The sequence below is a fragment of the Mesoflavibacter zeaxanthinifaciens DSM 18436 genome (assembly GCF_000422365.1).
In the GTDB taxonomy this organism is placed as follows: domain Bacteria; phylum Bacteroidota; class Bacteroidia; order Flavobacteriales; family Flavobacteriaceae; genus Mesoflavibacter; species Mesoflavibacter zeaxanthinifaciens.
This window is the reverse complement of the sequence record NZ_AULQ01000001.1, coordinates 250,518-273,905: the sequence shown is the minus strand read 5'-3', so window position 1 is coordinate 273,905 and position 23,388 is coordinate 250,518. Positions and strand designations below refer to the sequence as shown.

Here is a 23,388-nt window from a genome sequence, read left to right as displayed (position 1 = left end):
AAGCACTCTTAAATTAAAATTGTTTGATTATTTTTTTAAATCGTAACGATCTAAATTCATCACTTTGGTCCAAGCTTTCACAAAATCTTTCACAAATTTTTCTTGTGCATCATTTGCACCATAAAATTCTGCTACAGCTCTTAATTCGGTATTAGAACCAAAAATTAAATCGGCACGAGTTCCTTTAAATTTCACTTCTCCAGTACGTCTGTCTCTACCTTCAAAATATCTATCGTCTTCACTTGTAGCACTCCATGTGTAAGTAAAGTCTAAAATATTAGTAAAGAAATCGTTAGTTAATGTTTCTTTTTTATCGGTAAATACACCATAATCAGAACCATCATAATTGGCACCCAAAACTCTTAATCCACCAACTAAAACAGTCATTTCTGGAACAGTAAGCGTTAAAAGATTAGCTTTATCAACTAGTAAATCTTCGGCTGCAATTTGTAAATCAGATTTAATATAGTTCCTAAAGCCATCTGCGATAGGTTGTAAATAATTAAATCCTTCAATATCTGTTTGTTCTTGTGAAGCATCGCCTCTACCTTGTGCAAATGGCACTTCTATATTATGACCTGCTTTTTTGGCTGCTTGTTCAACACCAACATTTCCTGCAAGTACAATTAAATCTGCAATTGAAACTTCACCATCAAAATCGTTTTTTATACCTTCTAATTTTGATAACACTTTATCTAATTCTTTTGGATTGTTAACTTCCCAACTTCTTTGCGGCTCTAAACGTAGTCTTCCGCCATTAGCGCCACCACGTTTATCAGATCCTCTAAACGTTGAAGCAGATGCCCAAGCAGTAGTTACCATTTGAGATATTGATAAACCAGAATCTAAAATCATTTCTTTTAAATTAGAAATATCGCCTTCAGATAATTTATAATTTACTTTAGGAATTGGATCTTGCCATAACAATTGTTCTTTTGGTACTTCAGGACCTAAATAACGGTCTATTGGTCCCATATCTCTATGTGTTAATTTGTACCACGCACGAGCAAAAGCATCTTCAAACGCTTTATGATCTTTATGGAATTTCTGAGAAATTTTTAAATACTCAGGATCTGTTTTTAAAGCAATATCTGCAGTAGTCATCATTAAATCTTGTGTCCCATTTGGATCTCCAGCTTTAGGTGCTTTTCTAGCTTTTGAAGCTTCAGTAGGTTTCCATTGGTATGCTCCAGCAGGACTTTTTGTTAATTCCCAATCATAATTTAATAACACATCAAAATAATCGTGATCCCATTGTGTTGGGTTTGGTGTCCAAGCACCTTCTATTCCACTAGTAATAGTATCGTCTAAAACTCCAGTACCAAAAGTGTTTTTCCAACCCGTACTCATTTCTTCAATAGAAGCTCCATGTGGTTCAACACCAACATATTTGCTAGGATCTGCTGCACCATGAGCTTTACCAAACGTATGTCCACCAGCGACTAATGCTACAGTTTCCTCATCATCCATCGCCATACGACCAAAAGTTTCTCTAACATCTTTAGCAGAACCCATTGGATCTGGATTACCGTCTGGTCCTTCTGGGTTTACATAAATCCAACCCATCATAACTGCTGCTAAAGGATCTTCAAGATCTCTTTCCTTCACATCATTACTATCACCGTAACGCGCTTCATTTGCGCCCCATTCTGTTTCACTTCCCCAATACACATCTTGTTCTGGTTCCCATATATCTTCTCTTCCTCCTGCAAACCCAAAGGTTTTAAAGCCCATTGATTCTAAAGCACAATTACCTGCTAAAATCATTAAATCTGCCCAAGATATTTTTCGTCCGTATTTTTTCTTTATAGGCCAAAGTAAAAGTCTTGCTTTGTCAAGGTTACCATTGTCTGGCCAACTATTAATTGGTGCAAATCTTTGGTTACCGCCACCAGCGCCACCACGTCCATCTCCTACTCTGTAAGTACCTGCACTATGCCAAGCCATTCTAATCATAAATCCACCGTAATGACCGTAATCTGCAGGCCACCAATCTTGAGAGTCTGTCATTAAATCTATCACCTCTTGCTTTAATTTTGCAAAGTCAAGACTATTAAATTCTTTAGCATAGTCAAAATCATCGTCTAAAGGATTAGAGTTTGGTGCATGCTGACGTAAAATATTTAATTTTAATTCGTTTGGCCACCAATCGCGGTTTTTTACTCCGCCACCAGCAGTTTTTTTGATAGTTCCGCTAAGAAAAGGACATTTTGCTGAACTTTCATTAATTTCGAAGTTCTCTCCATTAGGATTTTCATTAGAATTGCTTTTCATATTAATAGTTTTATAGTTTTTATAATATTTCATTAAAATTAACTATTAAATTTACAAAAAAATGATCAAAAAAATTGATTATTACTATTTAAGTATAAGTTAAGTTTATGTAATTTCACAAAACAATAATTTCAAATTATAACAATAAACAGTGTTTAAAAAGTGTGTTTAGCGTATTATTTTTAAATTTGAAAAAAATTAAATGTTATGGCAAAAATAACCCTAGGAGGCAATCCTGTAGAAACTGTTGGAAATTTACCTAAAGTAGGTAACGATGCTCCAAATTTTAATTTAACTAACACAGATTTATCAGAAAAAACACTTGCTGATTACAAAGGAAGTAAAGTGGTTTTAAATATATTTCCTAGTGTTGATACTGGTACATGTGCAACATCGGTAAGAACTTTTAACAAAAAAGCATCAGAAGTAGAAAACACAAAAATAATTTGCATATCAAGAGACTTGCCTTTTGCTATGTCTAGATTTTGTGGCGCAGAAGGTATTGACAACTTAGAAATGCTATCAGATTTTAAAACAGGTGAGTTTGGTAAAGATTATGGTTTGGCGTTTAAAAATGGACCTTTTGAAACTTTACATTCTAGATGTATCGTTATTTTAGATGAAAATGGAAAAGTAATTTACACAGAACAAGTAGAAGAAGTAGCAGACGAACCTAACTATGAAGCAGCTCTTAGCGCTTTATCTAATGAGTAATACAAAAGAACCTTTTATTATAAATCGTCTTAAAAGTGTAAAATATGCCTTTTTAGGTATGTTACGCTTAATTAAAACAGAAGCTAGTATACAGATACAATTTGTTATTGCAATTATTGTAACTGTTGCTGGCTTTTATTACTCCATTTCTAACACAGAATGGATTATGCAATGCTTTGCTATTGGAATGGTTATGAGTATTGAAGGATTAAATACTGCTGTAGAAGAAGTCGCAAATTTTATCCATCCCAATCATCATCCTAAAATTGGAATAATTAAAGATGTTGCAGCTGGCGCTGTTTTTATTGCTTCAATCGCTGCGTCAATTATTGGTTTAATAATTTATATTCCTAAGATTTTTTAAACAATTATCCATTAGGATAAACGTTAACAATTTGTATTTTTACCCAAATTAAAAAACCATTAATGGCCAAAGCAAAAAAAACATCTAAAACCAAAAACAAACCGCGCTTTAAAAAACCTGATTTTACGTTGAACAATCAACAAAAATTGGTCTTAGGTAGCTTTTTGGTTATACTTGGATTTTTGCTGTTTACTGCTTTTTTATCCTTTATTTTTACCGGAAAAGCTGATCAAAGTGCCTTATCAGAATTTACAACTAGAGATGTCGAAACACAAAATTGGCTTAGTAAAGTTGGTGCTTGGTTAAGTGATGTTTTTATCCAACGTGGTTTTGGTATTGCGTCATTTATATTTTCTGGCTTAACTTTTCTTTCAGGTGTATTTGTACTAATGGATTTAAGCAAAACCAAATTGAGAAGACATTGGTTTTGGGGTACATTAATAATTATATGGTTTTCGATTTTATTCGGATTTTTCACTTCTAAAAACGATATTTTAAGCGGAACAATAGGCTTTGAAGTCAACACCTTTTTTCAAGATTATATAGGAAAACTAGGAACTGTACTTCTATTAATTTTTGCTTTTATAACCTATTTAGCAGTTCGTTTTAAATTTACTCCGCAACGCATAGCTTCGCTTTTTAATAAAGCTAAAGCAGAAATTAAAGACGATTTAAAAGAAGATTTTACTCCTGTTGATAATTCTCATTCTGAAGAAGCAGAAAATATAAAATCTGCTTTTGAAGTCAATAAAGATGTAGAGCCTACAATTACTAATCATTCAACAACCGAAACATCTACAACATTTGAAGTGTCTACACCAAAAGATGAAGAAGAAGTTGAAGAACCTATTTTAAAAACTTCGATTAAAGAAGAAAATGGTGAAGAAGACGTTAAAATTGAAGTAGAAACAGTAAAAGAAGAAGAATCTGAAACTGATAATCTTGCTAACAAGCTTGTTGAAGATTTTGGACAATTTGACCCTACTTTAGAACTTGGTAAATATCAATATCCGCCATTAGATCTACTTAAAAAATATGATAACGAAGGTGTAACTATAAACCAACAAGAGTTAGAAGAAAACAAAAACCGAATTGTAGAAACCTTAAATAACTACAAAATTGGTATAGATAGTATTAAAGCTACTATTGGTCCAACGGTAACACTTTACGAAATTGTTCCGGAAGCTGGTGTGCGTATTTCTAAAATTAAAAACTTAGAAGACGATATTGCTTTATCTTTGGCTGCGCTTGGTATTCGTATAATTGCGCCAATTCCTGGTAAAGGCACTATTGGTATAGAAGTACCTAATAAAAACTCAACAATCGTATCAATGCGATCTGTAATTGCATCTCAAAAATTTCAAAAATCAGAAATGCAATTACCAATAGCTATAGGTAAAACCATTAGTAACGAAACATTAGTTATAGACCTTGCCAAAATGCCTCATTTACTTATGGCTGGTGCAACAGGACAAGGTAAATCGGTTGGTTTAAATGCGGTATTAACTTCACTTTTATACAAAAAACATCCTGCCGAAGTAAAATTTGTACTAGTAGACCCTAAAAAAGTTGAACTTACACTTTTTAATAAAATTGAAAGACATTATTTAGCAAAATTACCCGATAGTGAAGATGCTATTATAACGGATAACACAAAGGTTATTAACACATTAAATTCGTTGTGTATAGAAATGGATAATCGCTACGAATTGCTTAAAAATGCACTTTGTAGAAATATTTCTGAATACAATGCCAAGTTTAAAGCTAGAAAACTAAACCCTAACGACGGACACCAGTTTTTACCTTACATCGTATTAGTAGTTGATGAATTTGCAGATTTAATTATGACTGCTGGTAAAGAAGTAGAAACACCTATTGCACGTTTAGCGCAATTAGCACGTGCTATTGGTATTCATCTTATTATTGCAACGCAACGTCCTTCTGTAAACGTAATTACAGGTATTATTAAAGCCAATTTCCCTGCACGTATTGCTTTTAGAGTAACTTCAAAAATAGACTCGCGTACTATTTTAGATGGTGCGGGAGCAGACCAATTAATTGGACGTGGAGACATGCTTTACACACAAGGTAATGATATGATACGTATACAGTGTGCTTTTGTAGATACTCCAGAAGTAGAAAAAATAGTAGATTTTATTGGTGCACAAAAAGCATATCCTGATGCTTATTTATTACCAGAATATGTTGGTGAAGAAAGTGGCACAAGTCTTGATATAGATATATCGGACAGAGATAAACTCTTCCGTGAAGCAGCAGAAATTATTGTAACAGCACAACAAGGATCTGCCTCTTTACTACAACGTAAACTTAAATTAGGCTACAATCGTGCAGGTCGTATTATTGATCAATTAGAAGCTGCTGGTATTGTTGGCGGATTTGAAGGTAGTAAAGCAAGACAAGTGTTAGTACCTGATTTACTAGCTTTAGAACAACTATTAGAAAACGAAACAAATTAAAATGAAAAAGTTATTATTCCTTTTTTTAAGTACAATTTTTACTCTAACAACTTATGCGCAAGACGCTAAAGCAAAAGCTTTACTAGACGAGGTTTCTTCTAAAGCAAAAAATTACAAAAACATAAGTATTGACTTTAAATATGTTTTAGAAAATACTGAAGAAAATATTAAACAAGAAACACGTGGTGACGTAATCATGGAAGGTGAAAAATATAGACTTAACATATTAGGTATTACACGTATTTTTGATGGTCAAAATTTATACAGTATAAGCCCAGAAGATGAAGAAGTTACTGTGTCTAAAGTTTCTAATGAAGATCAAAATACAATTACACCAAGTAAAATGCTTAGCTTTTACGAAGATGGATTTACTTATAAAATGGACATTGTACAAAATGTACAAGGAAGAAAAATACAATTTGTAAAATTAACTCCGATAGACTCTTCTTCAGAAATCAAATATGTGCTTTTAGGTATAGACAATAAAACGAAACACATTTATAGACTAATTGAAATTGGCAAAAACGGAACTAAAACAACCCTAACTGTTAATTCTTTTAAAACTAACGAAACATTATCAAAATCCTTATTTACATTTGATCAAGAAAAGTATAAGGACTACTACATCAACAAATTAGATTAATTTTTTGGGGTGAAAATACTAGATAGATACATATTAACCTCTTACATAAAAACTTTTATCAGCGTGTTTGTAATACTCATGCTGATTTTTGTTTTACAAGCCATATGGCTATACATTAAAGAATTAGCAGGAAAAGACTTAGACGTAGTTACTATCCTTAAGTTTTTAATGTACATCACTCCTACACTTATTCCTTTAATTTTACCACTTACTATTTTGTTATCTTCTATAATGGTGTTTGGTAATTTTGCTGAAAACTATGAGTTTGCTGCAATGAAAAGTACAGGTATTTCTCTTCAAAGAGCAATGTCTGGTTTAGGTGTTTTCATATTTATTCTATCTATAACAACTTTTTTCTTTAGTAATAACGTTATTCCTTGGGCACATTACGAAAGCCATAACTTAAGAAAAAATATAGCCAAAGTTAAACCAGCTATGGCAATAGCAGAAGGACAATTTAACGACATTGGTGATAATTTTAATATTAAAGTTGAAGAAAAAAGTGGCGAAAACGGTAAGTTTTTAAAAGGTGTTACTATACATAAAAAAAGTAGTACTAGAGTTGCAGGAAACCATACTGTTATAATTGCCGAAACGGGAGAATTAGCAAGTGATGAAGATTCTAACATACTAAAACTAATTCTTTATGATGGGTATTATTATGATGATACACCTCCCAAAAAACTAAAAGACCGCCAGAAAAAACCATTTGTAAAAAGTGAGTTTAAGAAGCACATTATGAACATTGATTTAACAGAGCTAAATAATGTAGATTTAGACGAAAAAAATGTTGATAATAAATACACGATGCTAAATATAGCAGAGCTAAAACACACTTTAGATTCTCTTAAATTAGAAAGACAAGATAATGTCATGGAGTTTTCTAAATCCATGTATAATAGAACAAACATTGCTACCTTAAACATCTCTTTAAAGTCAAAAAAAGATACTATATACGAAGGACCATTATTAGACCTCTTTGATACTAGATTTAAAGTGCAGTTATTAGATTATGCTGTAAATAATGTATCAAGTACAAAACAAATAATGACTTCTAAAGAAAAAACTCTAAAAAACAAGAGTATTTGGATTAACAAACACGGTATAGAATTACATAAAAAGTTTGCTTTAGCTGTAGCTTGTATTATTCTATTTTTTGTAGGAGCTCCTTTAGGTGCTTTAATTAGAAAAGGAGGACTAGGTTTACCAATGGTTATTGCAATTGTATTATTTTTAACCTATCATTTTATTGGTTTATTTGCAGAAAATAGTGCTAAAAATGGTAAATTAAATCCAGTTCTTTCGGCTTGGTTTTCCACATTAATAATGTTTCCTCTAAGTATATTTTTAACAAAACGTGCTACAGAAGATAGAGGTTTGTTTGAATTTGACCACATAACAGTACCAATTAAAAAATGGTACAACTCTAAATTTGGAAGTAAAAAATCAAAAACGCAAACAACCAATCAAGACAAAAAAAGAGCTATTGTAGCAGAGGCTTTAGGTGAAACTACTGAAACTATCATTAAACCAAAAGTTAACCCAATAGATAAGACTACTTTAAAAGAATTTAAACTGCTTTCAAAAATTAGCTTTATAACCTATATATTGGCTCTAGCTTTATTTATATTATTTTTTGTTTTCAAAAACAATAAGTTACCACAATTAGCAGAAGCAGGAATACAGATTAGTGCAATATCTTATATAGTTTTTATTTTTAACTATATAAAAACATTTAGGCACTACAGTAAAATACTTAAAACTTTAAATAAAACTAAAGAGACAATTTTATTTAAAATATTAGGTTTTATCCTCTATCCTATTATTCATGTTAATAGAAATCTAAAAATCAATTCTTAAACCTATAAAAGCTTAAAAATAGCTTATCTTTGCACAAATTTTAAGGTAATGAGCACAAAAACAGTTAGCGCAGTAGACGTAAAATTAAACACTATAGAAGAAGCTATTCAAGATATTAAAGCAGGAAAAGTAATTATAGTTGTTGATGATGAAGACAGAGAAAATGAAGGCGACTTCCTAGCTGCTGCCGAATTAGTTACTCCAGAGATGATCAACTTTATGGCAACACATGGTCGAGGATTAATTTGTACACCACTTACCGAAAAAAGATGTAAAGAATTAGACCTACACATGATGGTTACTAATAATACAGACCACATGGAAACAGCATTTACAGTATCTGTAGATTTAAAAGGTCAAGGAGTAACAACAGGGATTTCTGCAGCAGATAGATCTAAAACTGTTCAAGCTTTAATAAATCCAAACACAAAACCTTATGATTTAGCAAGACCAGGTCATATATTTCCTTTAGTAGCAAAAGAAGGTGGTGTTTTAAGACGTACTGGTCATACTGAAGCAGCTATAGATTTTGCCAGATTAGCTGGACTTCAACCAGCTGGTGTTATCGTTGAAATCATGAATGAAGACGGTACTATGGCGCGCTTACCTCAATTAATAAAAGTTGCTGAAAAGTTCGATTTAAAAATAGTTTCTATTGAAGATTTAGTGGCTTATCGTATGGAACACGATTCCTTAATAATTAAAAAGGAAGATTTTAATATAGAAACACGTTTTGGTAATTACAGGTTAAGAGCTTACCAACAAACCACTAATAACCAAATTCATATTGCTTTAACTAAAGGCGATTGGACTAGTAAGGATGAAGTATTAACAAGAGTTAACTCTACTTTAGTCAATAATGATATTTTAGGTACTTTAACTAATAATGCAGACCAAAAGTTAGATAATATGTTTAAAGTAATAAATAAAGAAGGTAAAGGAGCCATTTTATTTATTAATCAACAAGCTGAAAGTATGAATTTATTACAACGTCTTTCGGTTTTAAAAGAAAAACAGGTACCTAATAAAATTACAAAAGCTCCTGCTATAGCAATGGACAATAAAGACTTTGGGATTGGAGCCCAAATACTTCATGATTTAAATATTCATAAATTAAAATTAATTTCTAACTCACAACAAACCAAACGTGTAGGAATGATTGGTTATGGGTTAGAAATTGTAGAATATGTAAATTATTAAAGAGATTCTTTTATAGCTTGAACCATTAATTTAGCTCTTTCTTTCACTTCTGCTTCAGTCCAAGATAATTTGATTAAGCATGAGATATTTCTACCAATAAAGAGGTCTGATTGATCAAATGTTTTATCCTTTAGATAAGACAAACCTTCTTTTACCTCTTTAGATACAGGATATAGTGTTTTTATATCTTTTAAATGTTCCCATTTACGTACATAATGCCAATTATTATCGTAATAATGAAAACAAGCATCTACACCTTTCTCTTTAAATGAAGCGATAACTTTCCTTGCTGTATCCAAATTAGGTAAAAAGAAATTTAAAAAAGCATAGCTTTCTTCTCCTCCTTCGGGAACAGTTCTAAAAGTAACTTCTTCAATTTCGGATAGCGCTTCTCTTAGAGTTGTGTAATTTTTCTTTTGAATAGCTATAAAGTCTTTCAAACGTCTTACTTGAGCTAATCCAACTGCAGCATTAAGTTCTGAAATCCTAAAGTTATAACCTAAAACTGGATGAGATTCTGCTCCTCTATCATTACCAACATGGTCATGACCATGATCACTAAACTGATCTGCATGTTTGGCAAATTCTGGATTATTTGTTAGCACTGCTCCACCTTCACCGCAAGTTATAGTTTTTACAAAATCGAAGGATAAAGAACCTACATCACCGTAAGTTCCTAAATATTTTCCTTTATAAGTACCTCCAACAGCTTGACATGCATCTTCTGCAAGAATTAAATTATTGTCATCACAAATTTCTTTTAAAGCATCTAAATCTGCCATACTACCACACATATGTACAGGCATTATAGCTTTAGTTTTTGGTGTGATTGCTTTTTTTACTGCTTCAGGACTTAAAGTTAATGTGTCATCTATATCTACTAAAACAGGTATAGCTCCTAGCATCATAATAGCTTCAAAAGACGCCACAAATGTAAAACAAGGTACAATAACCTCATCTCCTGCTCCTACTCCTGCTATTGCTAAAGACGCAGAGACTGCAGCTGTTCCGTTTGTAACTAATTGTGCGTGCTTTACTTGTAAAGTAGATTGTAATTCTTCTTCTAAAGATTTAGCTTTATAATGTCCGTTTCGCATAGCATCAAATCCGTAACGCATTAATATACCGCTATCTAATACATCTTGTACTTCTTTTCGCTCTGCTTCACCAAAGCTTTCAAATCCTGGCATAATTTTTATTTTATTAATTTCAAATTTACTATTAATAAGAAGAAAAAAAAAGCGTCACAACATAAAGTCACAACGCTTTTTTCTATTGGTTATTAATATTTAATAATTTTCTAATATTGAATCTAAAAACGCAAAATGTCTATCTGTTTCTCTTAAAAAAGTATAGCCTGACAGCTCTCCTATTACTTTCAAATTATCATCTAAAGCAACAAGGTTAGGGTAACTACCTTCTTTATTGTATTTTCTTACAACTTCAAAATTCTTTTTTCTTTGTTCTTCTGTAATTATATCTGTACGTCTTGGTATATCAATCATTAATAAAACAAATTGCTTAGATTTAGTTTCAAATTCATCAGAATCAAAAAAATCTTCTTTTAACATTTTGCATGGTGCACACCAATCACTTCCTGTAAATAACACTAAAATAGGTTTTTTAGAAGATGTTGCTTCTACTTTTGCTTTGTTCAAGTCTGTTAACCAATTTAAACTTGAATGATCTTCCTCTTGAGAAAATAAAAGTGAAGAAAAAAATAAACTAAATATGAAAATTAAATGTTTCATTACTTAAAAATTATATATACAAATGTATTATTTATATCTAAATAACAACAATTAAGCCAAGATATTACATTATTTAAAGATGATCATATCTTCTATAGGCTTTCTTACTTTTTTTAGGCTAGCCATAAAATCGTCTTCAGAACGATAACCTATGGGCATAACCAATACACTTTTTAAATTTAGTTTATTTAAACCTAAAATTTCATCAAATTTATCTGGGTTAAAACCTTCCATTGGGCATGAATCTATTTTTAACATAGCACAAACAGTCAATAAGTTTCCCATAGCTAAATATGCTTGGTTTTTTGCCCATGCTTCAATTTCTTCTTGAGTTTTTAGTTTGAAATCTTCAATCAAAAACTTTTTAAAAGGATTTAAAATATCGTCTGGAGTATTTCTAGTTTGCTTTACTAAATTAAAATAGTCTGAAATTTTATCTTCATTAACTTCAGAGTCTATACAAAAAACTAAAACATGTGATGCATCCTTTACTTGTTGTTGCATCATTGAAAATTTTACTAACTCTTCTTGTTTTAATTCATCTTGCAAAACAACAAGTTTTATTGGTTGTAAACCGTAAGAAGAAGCTGTAAGGTTAAAAGCTTCTAAAATTTTATCGATATCATCTTTAGATACTTTTTTATTATTATCAAATTTTTTTGTAGCATATCTCCATTTTAAATCTTGTGTAATATCCATCTTAATTTTTTGAGCAAAAATAATATAGCTTACTGATATATAGAGTCCTAAAAAGATAAATTTAACATACTTAAACTCTAGCAGAATCTGAAAATATTTTTTTTATAAAAAAAGTTCATTTTTATTTGAAATAAATCAAAAAGCTATCTATATTTGCACTCGCATTTGGGAAATACCCAATGAGACACACTGGAGAAATGGCAGAGTGGTCGAATGCGGCAGTCTTGAAAACTGTTGAGGGTCACACCTCCGGGGGTTCGAATCCCTCTTTCTCCGCTAAAACCCTTGTAAAACATTGTTTTGCAAGGGTTTTTACTTTTAGGTATAAATATGGGTGTAAATTTATGTATTCTAGCTAAAAAAGAATAAGCCTATTGTTTTTCTATCATTGTTAATATTTTATATACTAGTATTAAAGCGCTTTTCGAAACTTCTAATTGATTAAAAGTCCCCGAAATATAAGTATCTAATTGCGGACAATACCATAAAAACGACGCTGTAGATCCAGAATGACCAATAAGCTGCAAGTCAGATTCTGTGTTAGTTAATTCATCAATAGACACTTGTCTTATCCCAAAACCGTATTCCATTCCTTTTGTTTCAGTTACCCAATTTTGCATGGCTAAACGTGTGTCTTTCTTTACAATTTTATCGGTATTAAAGGCTTTTAAAAATGCTATTAAATCGTGAGTGGTTGAGACTAAGCCGCCTCCGCCCCAATCGGCACTTAAGCTTTTAAGAGACGATAATTCATATTGACTCGCATAAAACTTAACGTTTGGAAGTTTGTTTTTTATAGAAGACGATTTTAAGTTAACATATGAACTATGCATCTTTAAAGGTTGAAAAATATGTTGCTTAAAAAACTCATCTAACGATAAACCACTTACATTTTCAATTATCAAAGCTAAAAGCACATATTCAGTATCTGTGTAATGATAACCTTTACTAGGAACAAAATGAGGTGTCATTTTTTCTTTAGAAAATTGTATCAGTTCTCCAGTAGACCACAATTTATTGGGTTTCATTAATAGTTGATTGATGATATTCGGACTTCCGTCATTTGTTTCATCGGTGAAATAATCAGGTAAACCAGAGGTATGTTGTAATAGATTTGCTATGGTTAATTCTTCAGAATAGTTTTTACCTCCTAAAACATGAAGATTAGTAATCAATGAATCTGGTAAATATCCAGCAATCTTATCTTCAAAATTTAATTTGTTCTGATCCTTTAAAATACCAATTGCTGTTGCGGTAAACATCTTGGTAATGCTAGCTGTGTAAAATGGGTGATTTATTGAAATAGAATCTTCTTTACTTTCTGCTAACTGAATATCGATACCAAGGGATTCAGAATATACGTGTAGTATTCCACTTTTAATATTTTCCTTTTCTAATTCGGTTTTAAAGCATTGTTTAATTATAGATTCTGTTGTTTTCTGAGCAATAGCTGACAATCCAACTAAAAACATTAAAGCTAGAAATAGATGTTTCATAATATTAATAATTTGTTGAATAATGGTTTTGTAAGTTAAAATTTTATACCAATATAAAGGTTGGGTTCAAATAAGAAATAAGAATCCCATTTGTTGTCGAGTTGCTTAAATGAATCTGGCGTATTGGTGTCAAAATGCCAAACATTACAATGAAATTGTGGCTCTATAAAAAACTGTTTCTTTTTACCAAAAGCAAAATGATAACCAAAATGATACGAATTGTAAAGTTTAAAACCGTTAGCTATTTTCTTGTCATCAAGATCTAAATAGGTTTTGTATAATGGCAACACTTCAACCGAAGCAAATAACCCTTTCCAAAGCATACGTTGATAAGAGATACCAATACCTGTTTCTCGTAAATAACCAGGATAAAATTCGGTTTCCGAATCTATTTTATCTGTAAGTCCGTCCCACCATTGAATGCCCATAGGTTGAAACAAGCGCCAAGTGGCAAATTTTATACCAACGATGTTTTTGGCGTCAAGCTCACGTTTAACGTGTAATTCAATGTGTTGCGTGTTGGTTCTTTCACCACCTTTTCCAATATTTCCTAAAATAATTGCCGGAAAACTAACTCTGTATTTTAAATCTGAGTCATTGTGTTTTTCTTGTTTTGAAATCTGTTGAGCAAAACCGTGAATTGAGAATAGTATTAAGCTAATAATTATTAATTTTTTCATTGTGATTGATATTTAAATTGTTCGTTTTTTGATTGATTATTTGATGTGACAAAGATGAGACAGAAGTGAATGTTAATCGTCCTGAATTATGATTTCAAACCTTTTTGAAATTCAGTACTTATTATTCAATTTGAAGTATTTGAATAAAAAAAAGGCTTAACACAATTAGAGCTAAACCTTTAATTAATTTTTAAAGTTTATTTTAAAACAACGTTTCAGGATGCGACGTGAGTTTATCTACATGTTTAGTGATTTTCTCGATATCCCAATCCCACCATTTAAGTTCTAATAATTTAGAAATAATGTCATCTGAAAAACGTTTTTTAATAGGTTTAGCAGGATTTCCGCCAACAATAGTATAGGGTTCTACGTTTTTTGTAACCACTGCTTTTGTTGCTATTATTGCACCATCACCAATGGTTACACCATGCATTATGGTAGCATTGTGACCAATCCACACGTCATTACCAACGATGGTATCACCTTTGGTTTGATAACTTTTACCATCCATAGCATGTTTCCATGCACCTCCAAATATGGCAAACGGATAGGCTGATGTGGCTTCAGTTAAGTGATTGCCTCCATTCATAATAAAAGTTGCACTAGAAGCAATCATGCAAAACTTACCAATGAAGAGTTTATCGCCTATAAAATCGAAATGATATTTGACGTTTTTTTCAAAGTTAGAAACATCTTCAAAATCGTCGTAATAGGTGTAATCACCAACCTCAATATTAGGATTGTTGATGTAGTTTTTTAAAAAACATAACTTATCGTAATTTGCTAAAGGAAAAACGGTATTTGGATCCGGAATATTCATATCTCTAGTGTATTAGCTTCTTCTCTAAAATAGTCTTTTAAATGATAATTACCATAGGTAGGTGCAATATTATCCTCAGCCATTAAGGTTAAGAAAAATTCAATAGGACCATAGGTTTTAACGCTGGTAAATGTTCTTAAAGTCCAAATGGTGAATCGTCTTAAGCAATCTGGTAAATGCGTTATTTTTATTGACTTGTTTAATGAAGTCAGTGCGAGTTTACTAATATCATTTAAGCTTAATATATCAGGACCTCCAACGGTTAATTCGTTGTTGTAATCTTCTAAGTTATCGACAATAGCTTTTGCTAGATCTTCACCATGAATTGGGTTGAATCTTTGATTTCCTGATCCAAATAAATACACACGACCTGATTTTGCCATTTGCAGAAAACCTTTCATATCAGAAAAAAATCCGTTAGGTCTAACAATGGTATAGTTCAATCCTGATGTTTTTAAAGCATCAACAAACTTTTCTTTGGCTTCAAAAATTTTCAAATGTCGATGTTTATCGCCATTAATAGCAGACACATAAACAAAGTGGCTTACACTAGACTTTTTAGCTTCTTCAAGTAAATTTATATTTGCTTGATAATCGACATCCATATAAGTTAAACCATCCTTTTGCCTCGTAATACCAACGGTAGAAATAACCGTATCTATGCCCTTACAAATGTCTCGTAAAGTTTCGGGTTTGGTGACTTCAGCGTGCTTAATTTCCAGATAGTTTTCATTAGGATTATCAATCTGATTTGACTTACGGACAATAGCAACCACCTGGTTTTGTTTTTCTATTAAAACCTTTAATAAATGTGTACCAAGATAACCAGTAGCACCTGCCAATAAAACGTTGGTATGTTGCATGGCTGTATTTTATTGGTTAAACTCGTTTGTTAATAGTTGTTCAATAATAGTATTACGTTGTGTGCCAGTATCATCTTGCTTATTGCTCAATAATACAATTGTAGCATCGTATTCTGGTATAAAGCCAATCATACTCCAGTAACCATTGATATCGCCACCATGCCAATAAAGAGTTATATTGCCTTCTTGTGTTGTAAACCAACCTAAACCAAAGTCAACATAACCACTTGGTACATCTTGAGCGAATATGTCGCCTTTTTCCGTAGCCGAAAACCAGTTCGTCTTTACCGCATTTGTCCAAGTTTCCATGTCTTTTGGTGTGCTACTAAAATCTCCTGCACCAAAAGCAATAGCCATAGGGTAAGTGCTATTTGTGTTACCATTCTTGTAACCTTCAGCATGTGTATTTGGGTTAATATGATCTGTTCCTCTGTAAGTGTTTGTCATTTGCAAAGGATTAAAAATATTTTGCTGAATGTACTCGTGATACGACATATCTGTAAGTTCTTCAACCAACAACGCAGCAATAAGGTAGTTAGAGTTACTGTATTGTTTCCCTGCGCCTGGTGTAAAGTTGAGTCCGTTTTCTGTAATTAGTTCCATAATCACTTCATAGATGTCTTCTTCATCAAAAAAGCTTCCTTGTGCTGCAGCATCTTCAACCACAAATTGGTAATCTGGAATACCTGATTGGTGCGATAAAAGTCGTGCGATACTAATTTGATTTCCATTTGGAAACTCTGGATCAAATTCGTTTAACGTTTGGTTGTAATTAGAAATATAACCATCGCGTTTTAGCTGAATAATTGCAGCTGCAGTTAATGTTTTAGATACCGAACCAATGCGGTAAGCTAATTCGTAATCCTGAGGAAGTTCTGTGTTTTCATTGGCTAAGCCAAAACCTTGGCGCACCAAATCGTTTCCATTTTTTGTGATAATAGCATAGCCTTGAAAGTTGATATCGGTTAATAAATTTTCAGCAGTTGTGTAATTAATAGAAGCTGTGTTGTTCTCATCATCTGTTGAACATGATGTAAAAAGGATGACCATGCTAATGGCTAAAGCGACTAATAATTTGTGTAAGGTTGTCATAACTGTTCGTTTTTAATTGATTATTTGATACTGCAAAATTGAAGTATAAACAGTTATGAATCGTGCTAAATTATAATCTGAAACGAACTGATTACAATTTACTACAAGTTTTGCTTCATCCAAACTCTAGGTGTAATACCTTCGGCTCTTTTGAAGTATGTATTAAATACGCTTTTAGAATTAAAACCACTATCAAAAGCCAACCCAAGAATAGTAAGATGAGAATTTTTAGGATCTAAGGCTATAGTTTTGAAATGATTGAGACGAAAGTAGTTTATAAAATCGTTAAAATTCTTATTGAATTCAGTATTAAGTAACCAAGACAATTTATTAGGATGTAAATCAATACTTTCACCTAGTTCTTTTAATGAAAGATTTGGATTTAAAAATGGCTTACTTTTTTTAATAAAATTCTCTAAAATCAACTTATACTCCTTGATCTCAGAATCATTAAAAGGTTTTGAAATTTCTCTTTCAATTTTATTTATAACTTCTTTGTGTTCTGAGAATGATTCTGAAGAAATAATTTGTTTTGTTATTAATTGAAAGCGCTTGTTTTCTCTCAAAGAATCTAAAAAAGGATCTAATTGAAAATTAACTAATTGACCTACTTTTAATTTCATTTTATCTTCAAAAACATCTAGTGCTTTTTCTGTATTACCATAATGTATCAGTAAATAAAAATGCCAAGGATATATATATTTAAAACTTTCATCTATATCAATAGTGGCAATGTCAATAGGTCTTTTTAATTGTTTTTTATTAATCAAACTAAATAACGCTTTGCAAATTTCAGGATAATTTATTTGTGGCTTTACAGCTATAAAATTTTCAAATTTTGAAACGTCGTTTAAAAATATATAACATGCTAATTTAGTTTCAATTGCTAAACTAAAATTTGGATCTATTCTTAAACATTCATTTAAATGTAAAATAGATTCGTTATACATTTTTTTTAGAAAATAAATATTTCCTTTAGTAAAATGATGATTAGGTGATAATGGACTAATTTCTATAGCCTTATTAATATTTAGTAAAGCTTTTTCTAACTGATTAGTAGCCATATATATTTCGGCAATACCCTCATAAGCTATAGCATAGTTTGGGTTTTTATGTAATGTTTCTTTTAATAAATTTATGCCATTAGTGTAATTCCATTGGTTCCAAAAACTTAATGAAGATTGAGAAAAATATGCTAAATAAGATGATGAATTAATTTTTAAGCCTTTATTTAAATAATTTTTAGCTAATCTTTCTCCTTCTGTTTTATCTATAAATCCCCAACTAGATAAAATACCATAGGATCTACTTAATGCAAAGTAAGCATCATAAAAATTTGTATCAACTGCTATACTTTTTTTATAATAATCTATTGCTTTAAGATAATCTTCTAAAACCCAATTAAGTTGATAAGCTCTACCTTTTAAATATAATTTATAAGCATAAATATTTTTAGTTCCAATTATAGATATATGATTATGTATATGTAAGTGTCCAAAGTTTTCCCTAATCTGTTCTGCTATAATTAAACTTATTTCATCTTGAAGTTCAAAAATATGATCTAATTTTCTATCAAAATTTTGTGACCAAATTTGAAATCCATCATCTGTTCGTATTAACTGGGTATTAATGCGTATTCTATCTTTAAATATTCTAATACTACCTTCTAAGATGGTTGCTACACTTAATTGACTACCAATATGTCTAACATCAATGCTTTTGTTTTTAAAAGCAAAAGAAGAAGTCCTAGCAATTACTTTTAGACCTTTAATTTTGGTTAAAGCATTAATAATTTCTTCTGTAATTCCGTCACAAAAGTAATCGTTATCAATATCATTACTCATATTGACAAAAGGTAGAACAGCTATAGACTTATTATCTATCATTATTTGTAATGAACTCTAATTATTTTAAATAAAAATCAATAAACAATATTAATAAATTAAGGCTTTAATATGTTAGTTTATTATAAAATTTAAAACAATTTAATGTGGTTAGTTAATTAAAGAAGCAAATAAACAATCCTTATCTTTGTATTGAAAAAGAAAAGGTTTAATGAAATTCAACATAAAAAATAGCTTTATAAATCAACTTCCTGCAGATTCTAAAACAGAAAACAGTCGTAGACAAGTAAAGGAAGCGTGTTACAGCTTTGTTTCACCAAAAAAAACATCTCATCCAAAGCTAATTCATGTATCTCCAGAAGTATTAGAAATCTTAGGTTTAACTGCTGAAGACGCAAATACTGAAGAGTTTCTAAACATTTTTACAGGAAATAAAATTCTTGAAAATACCAAACCTTACGCCATGTGTTATGGCGGACACCAATTTGGACATTGGGCAGGACAATTAGGCGATGGTAGAGCAATAAATTTATTTGAAGTTGAACACAATAACACTAACTGGAAATTACAATTAAAAGGTGCTGGAGAAACGCCTTATTCCAGAAGTGCTGATGGATTGGCTGTTCTAAGAAGCTCTATCCGCGAGTATCTATGTAGTGAAGCAATGCACCATTTAGGCATACCAACAACCCGCGCTTTAAGTTTAGCGCTTACTGGCGACCAAGTGTTGCGTGATAAATTATATGACGGCAATCCAGAATATGAAAAAGGTGCAATTGTTTGTCGTGTCTCGCAAAGCTTTTTACGCTTTGGTAATTTTGAAATATTCTCAGCAAGACAAGACTTCAAAACCTTAAAAACGCTTGTAGATTATACCATTAATACACATTATTCTTTCTTAGGAAAACCGAGTAAAGACGTTTATTTAAAGTTTTTTAATGAAGTAGCTAACCGAAGTCTTGATATGGTCATCCATTGGCAACGCGTTGGTTTTGTTCATGGTGTGATGAACACCGATAACATGTCCATTTTAGGTCAAACCATAGATTACGGACCTTACGGTTGGCTAGAAGGTTACGAGCCTGGTTGGACACCAAATACCACAGATGCACAACACAAACGTTACCGTTATGGCGCACAAGTAGATGTTGTACATTGGAATTTATTTCAACTTGCTAATGCTTTATATCCTTTAGTAAATGAAGCTGAAGGGTTTGAGGCTATTTTAGGCAACTTTGGAGAACAAAAAATAGTACGTTATAAAGCTATGATGCGTTCTAAACTAGGATTACAATTGAAAGATGAAAAAGACTCCTTTTTGATACAAGAGTTAGAAGATTGTTTACAACTTACTGAAACTGATTTTACCATCTTTTTTAGGTTATTAGCAGATTTTGATGCTGAAAAACATTCGGAAGGATTTCAATTAATTTCTGAAGCATTTTATACACCAAAAACAATTACAGAAGACATTAAAACACGATGGAACTTATGGTTTTTATCCTATGCTGAACGATTAAAGCGTGAGACAATTTCCGCGAAAGCGAGAAAAGAATACATGAACAGTATTAACCCAAAATACGTTTTAAGAAATTATATGGCACAATTAGCAATTGATGATGCTAATAAAGATGATTATAACGTAATCCACGAGTTGTTCAATCTTCTAAAACAACCTTATACAGAGCAGCCAGAACATGAAAAATGGTTTGCAAAACGACCTGAATGGGCAAGACATAAAGTAGGTTGTTCTATGCTATCTTGTAGCTCTTAAAATTAGTATCTTTGCATAAAAGAAATTAGCAATGTCTACAGAGAAAAAACCTGATAATGTAGTGTTTAATACTGACACAAATTCTTATGATGCTGCATTAAAACCTTATGCAACCAATGTTGGCGCGCCAGCTATTGTTGTAAAAGAAAATATTACTTGGAAGAATAAAAACATACATAAAGCCAATAAACAAATTAAGGCTAAATATTTAGAGCTTAAAGCAGAATATGATAGAATGATGGAAGAGCTTGAATATAATAATCTTGTCTATAATGCTAAATTTAATTTCGAGCCTATTTTAGGTGAAGTTTATCACTTGTACAGAGATAAAAACAACTTACCGTTTTTATCAATAATTGCTCCTTCGGAATGTAATTTTGATTTTGTAGGTAGTTTTTATCTTAATTCTGAACACATGTGGAAAAAAGTAATTAATAAAGATTAGAAAACATCTTTTATAATGATACTATTACTATGGATTTTAGGCACATTAATTATTATAATTGTATCTGTTTACGTATTGTACTTTATTCCGCTAAGAAAAGATAAAGATAGATTTGAATATGTCTTTGTTGAAGAAAATGGAACCGTTAGAGAATTATATAGACATGAAAAGAGCTATTTAAGAGAATCTTTTCTTCCAAATGATGGCGCAAGACCATACATTAAATTAAGATATAAAAGTAAGGGTTTAGATGGAAAAATTAATGGATTTATTCTTAGAAAAAGAATACCTAAAAACATAAACATTTTTAATCCTATTTTAGAAATAGAAACCTGGAGAAAAAATTGGATTTTGATTATTAAGGATTTGACTAACTTAGAATATCAAAAACAAACTTGGCTTAACCAAGATAACAAAAATATATATTATTCTTTTGTAGAATTTATGTGCTCTTATTTTGATGATTTAGATTTGGATGATGGTTATGAAAAATTCATTAAATGGGGATTTGTTACACAAAAAGAGTACGATTCAATTTCTAAATGGCATAACCTTCTTTCTGAATATAAGCCTCCTAACAATAATGATTATAGTCACAGCGCGATTCTGAATGATAAGAAATGGATAGACATAGTAGAATTAGGAAAAATATCACTCCTTGGTTTAAAACCTAATTTGAATAATTTTGAAAGAGGTTTGTTGATTTAATTATTCAAGCAAGTTTACGATATTCAATAAAAAAAGTCCTAAGTAAAACGCTTAGGACTTTTTTATTCTGTTTTAGTAATACAACTAGTTTCCTTTTTTATAATCTTCTAAAAACTTAGCTAAACCACTATCTGTTAAAGGATGTTTTAGTAAACCTTCAATAGAACTTAATGGTCCTGTCATTACATCTGCACCAATCTTAGCACAATCTATTACGTGCATTGTGTGACGTACAGAAGCTGCTAAAATTTCAGTATCAAAATTGTAGTTATCAAAGATGTGTCTAATTTCTGCAATTAGGTTTAATCCATCTGTAGAAATATCATCTAAACGACCAATAAACGGACTTACATAAGTCGCTCCTGCTTTTGCTGCTAATAAAGCTTGACCTGGAGAGAATACTAATGTTACATTAGTTTTAATTCCTTTATCACTAAAATATTTACAAGCTTTTACACCATCTTTAATCATTGGTAATTTGATAACGATTTGGTCATGTAATTCGGCTAAAGCTTCACCTTCTTTTACCATACCTTCAAAGTCTGTAGATATAACTTCTGCACTTACATCTCCATCTACAATATTGCAAATATCTACATAGTGTTTTAAGATATTATCATGACCTGTAATACCTTCTTTAGCCATTAAAGATGGGTTTGTAGTAACACCATCAAGAATACCCATATCTTGCGCTTCTCTAATTTGGTCTAAATTGGCAGTATCAATAAAAAATTTCATTTTAAATAGTATTTATTAGTTGTGTATAATTTGTGCTTACGAAAGTACAACTTTAATACATGTTGATTAAAATTTAATATTAAATAATATTAACATTTTATCTTCTTAAAGCTTGTAATGGTTTAAAAGCAATTTTTCGTACATTTTATCTGGAAGTAAAAACTTTAATACAATAGAAAACTTCTGCATAAAAGCACCTACTTTATAATGTATTTTGGGATTTTTAGTATTAATTACTTCATGTACTTTTTTGGCAACTGCAATTGGTGATCCACTACTACTTACATCTTCATCTATGTCTTTTAATACATTTGGGTATTTTGTATATGGCGAGTCTTTTAATACTGGTGCATGATAACGTCCTGCAGCAATATTAGTTGCAAAATCTCCTGGAGCAATGTTTGTAAATTTGACTCCAAAGTCTTTAGTTTCAATTCTAAATGCTTCTGTTAAAATCTCTAAAGCACCTTTACTTGCACTGTAAATTCCTCTGTAAGGTAACCCCATATAACCAGCAATAGATGTAATATTAATTACTAAACCAGATTGCTGCTTTCGCATTTGTGGCAATACCGCTTTTATTACATTAATTGGCCCAAAAAAGTTAGTATTAAAGTTATGCTGTATTTGTTCTGCAGGTATTTCTTCTATAGCTCCAGTAATACCTACTCCTGCATTATTAACTAAAACATCCAATCTTCCTTCGGCGTCAATAACGGTTTTTACAGCTTCGTTGATAGTTGCTGTATTATTAACATCTAAAGCAACCAAATTAAAATTACTATTAGTATAATTTTTAGGATTACGACTGGTACCATAAACAATGTACCCTTTTTGGGTTAAAAAATCACCTATAGATTTACCAATTCCTGAAGATCCTCCTGTAATTAATATAACTTTAGACATTGTAGAAAAATAAGTTTTGAATTTTGAAATAAAAGTAAAG

The 23,388-nt window shown here is 31.1% G+C and carries 21 protein-coding genes and 1 tRNA gene; 10 read left to right on the top strand and 12 right to left on the bottom strand.

Translation table 11 applies throughout. The features are described from left to right. Positions 1-27: 27 nt before the first annotated feature. The gene (gene katG, locus H574_RS0101320; RefSeq protein ID WP_036226962.1) at positions 28-2,274 is read right to left on the bottom strand and encodes a catalase/peroxidase HPI; all 2,247 of its coding nucleotides are present in this window, start codon (positions 2,272-2,274) and stop codon (positions 28-30) included. Between the two features lie 207 nt (positions 2,275-2,481). On the opposite strand from katG, the gene tpx reads away from it, so the two are divergent. The 6 genes from tpx (at position 2,482) to ribB (ending at position 9,532) form a co-directional block, all read left to right on the top strand. Beyond that, positions 2,482-2,988, top strand: a complete 507-nt coding sequence (gene tpx / locus H574_RS0101315) for a thiol peroxidase (protein ID WP_027878809.1) — start codon at positions 2,482-2,484, stop codon at positions 2,986-2,988. Continuing rightward, a complete protein-coding gene (locus H574_RS0101310) occupies positions 2,954-3,352 on the top strand; it encodes a diacylglycerol kinase (RefSeq protein WP_240471244.1) in 399 nt (132 codons plus the stop codon). The genes tpx and H574_RS0101310 overlap by 35 nt, the downstream gene beginning before the upstream one ends. A 62-nt stretch (positions 3,353-3,414) precedes the next feature. After that, entirely contained in the window at positions 3,415-5,829 is a 2,415-nt protein-coding gene (locus H574_RS0101305) for a DNA translocase FtsK (RefSeq protein WP_027878807.1), read from the top strand. A gap of 1 nt (position 5,830) precedes the next feature. After that, positions 5,831-6,472 carry an outer membrane lipoprotein periplasmic chaperone LolA1 gene (gene lolA1 / locus H574_RS0101300; protein ID WP_027878806.1) on the top strand — a complete coding sequence of 214 codons (642 nt, stop codon included), beginning with the start codon at positions 5,831-5,833 and terminating at the stop codon, positions 6,470-6,472. Positions 6,473-6,481: 9 nt separating this feature from the next. Further along, a complete protein-coding gene (locus H574_RS0101295) occupies positions 6,482-8,332 on the top strand; it encodes an LptF/LptG family permease (protein WP_081653159.1) in 1,851 nt (616 codons plus the stop codon). 48 nt (positions 8,333-8,380) lie between these two features. Continuing rightward, positions 8,381-9,532, top strand: coding sequence for a 3,4-dihydroxy-2-butanone-4-phosphate synthase (gene ribB / locus H574_RS0101290; RefSeq protein ID WP_027878804.1), 1,152 nt, complete (start codon positions 8,381-8,383; stop codon positions 9,530-9,532). Here ribB and H574_RS0101285 read toward each other — a convergent pair. The 3 genes from H574_RS0101285 to H574_RS0101275 all read right to left on the bottom strand — a co-directional run bounded on the left by H574_RS0101285 (position 9,529) and on the right by H574_RS0101275 (position 11,982). Then, on the bottom strand, positions 9,529-10,722 hold the full coding sequence (locus H574_RS0101285) for a DegT/DnrJ/EryC1/StrS family aminotransferase (RefSeq protein WP_027878803.1): 1,194 nt from the start codon (positions 10,720-10,722) through the stop codon (positions 9,529-9,531). The genes ribB and H574_RS0101285 overlap by 4 nt on opposite strands. A gap of 99 nt (positions 10,723-10,821) precedes the next feature. Next, entirely contained in the window at positions 10,822-11,283 is a 462-nt protein-coding gene (locus H574_RS0101280; RefSeq protein WP_027878802.1) for a thioredoxin family protein, read from the bottom strand. A gap of 69 nt (positions 11,284-11,352) precedes the next feature. Next, positions 11,353-11,982: an NAD(P)H-dependent oxidoreductase gene (locus H574_RS0101275; RefSeq protein ID WP_027878801.1), complete on the bottom strand. Its 630-nt coding sequence runs from the start codon at positions 11,980-11,982 to the stop codon at positions 11,353-11,355. A 191-nt stretch (positions 11,983-12,173) separates the two neighbouring features. Here H574_RS0101275 and H574_RS0101270 point away from each other — a divergent pair. Next, positions 12,174-12,258: transfer RNA gene (locus H574_RS0101270), tRNA-Ser, on the top strand. Positions 12,259-12,353: 95 nt separating this feature from the next. Here H574_RS0101270 and H574_RS0101265 read toward each other — a convergent pair. The 6 genes from H574_RS0101265 to H574_RS0101240 all read right to left on the bottom strand — a co-directional run bounded on the left by H574_RS0101265 (position 12,354) and on the right by H574_RS0101240 (position 18,819). Continuing rightward, complete coding sequence (locus H574_RS0101265) at positions 12,354-13,478, bottom strand: serine hydrolase domain-containing protein (protein ID WP_027878800.1); 1,125 nt, start codon at positions 13,476-13,478, stop codon at positions 12,354-12,356. Positions 13,479-13,513: 35 nt separating this feature from the next. Then, positions 13,514-14,158 carry a hypothetical protein gene (locus tag H574_RS0101260; protein ID WP_027878799.1) on the bottom strand — a complete coding sequence of 215 codons (645 nt, stop codon included), beginning with the start codon at positions 14,156-14,158 and terminating at the stop codon, positions 13,514-13,516. A 202-nt stretch (positions 14,159-14,360) separates the two neighbouring features. After that, positions 14,361-14,978, bottom strand: a complete 618-nt coding sequence (locus H574_RS0101255; protein WP_027878798.1) for a CatB-related O-acetyltransferase — start codon at positions 14,976-14,978, stop codon at positions 14,361-14,363. After that, positions 14,975-15,841: an SDR family oxidoreductase gene (locus tag H574_RS0101250; protein WP_027878797.1), complete on the bottom strand. Its 867-nt coding sequence runs from the start codon at positions 15,839-15,841 to the stop codon at positions 14,975-14,977. The genes H574_RS0101255 and H574_RS0101250 overlap by 4 nt, the downstream gene beginning before the upstream one ends. Positions 15,842-15,850: 9 nt before the next feature. Beyond that, the gene (locus H574_RS0101245) at positions 15,851-16,933 is read right to left on the bottom strand and encodes a serine hydrolase domain-containing protein (RefSeq protein ID WP_027878796.1); all 1,083 of its coding nucleotides are present in this window, start codon (positions 16,931-16,933) and stop codon (positions 15,851-15,853) included. A gap of 101 nt (positions 16,934-17,034) precedes the next feature. Continuing rightward, complete coding sequence (locus H574_RS0101240) at positions 17,035-18,819, bottom strand: helix-turn-helix domain-containing protein (protein WP_051169804.1); 1,785 nt, start codon at positions 18,817-18,819, stop codon at positions 17,035-17,037. A 169-nt stretch (positions 18,820-18,988) separates the two neighbouring features. Between H574_RS0101240 and H574_RS0101235 the strand changes: the two genes are divergently transcribed. From H574_RS0101235 to H574_RS0101225, 3 genes are read left to right on the top strand one after another with little or no spacing between them, the layout of a single operon-like run. Continuing rightward, on the top strand, positions 18,989-20,551 hold the full coding sequence (locus tag H574_RS0101235; RefSeq protein ID WP_027878794.1) for a protein adenylyltransferase SelO: 1,563 nt from the start codon (positions 18,989-18,991) through the stop codon (positions 20,549-20,551). 31 nt (positions 20,552-20,582) lie between these two features. Then, positions 20,583-20,996 (top strand): DUF2452 domain-containing protein, encoded by a 414-nt coding sequence (locus H574_RS0101230; protein ID WP_027878793.1) that lies wholly within the window; start codon positions 20,583-20,585, stop codon positions 20,994-20,996. A gap of 15 nt (positions 20,997-21,011) precedes the next feature. Next, positions 21,012-21,704, top strand: a complete 693-nt coding sequence (locus H574_RS0101225) for a hypothetical protein (protein ID WP_027878792.1) — start codon at positions 21,012-21,014, stop codon at positions 21,702-21,704. Between the two features lie 84 nt (positions 21,705-21,788). Here H574_RS0101225 and fsa read toward each other — a convergent pair whose 3' ends face one another. Beyond that, positions 21,789-22,442 (bottom strand): fructose-6-phosphate aldolase, encoded by a 654-nt coding sequence (gene fsa / locus H574_RS0101220; RefSeq protein WP_027878791.1) that lies wholly within the window; start codon positions 22,440-22,442, stop codon positions 21,789-21,791. 105 nt (positions 22,443-22,547) lie between these two features. Further along, a complete protein-coding gene (locus H574_RS0101215; protein ID WP_027878790.1) occupies positions 22,548-23,348 on the bottom strand; it encodes an SDR family oxidoreductase in 801 nt (266 codons plus the stop codon). Positions 23,349-23,388: the final 40 nt, after the last annotated feature.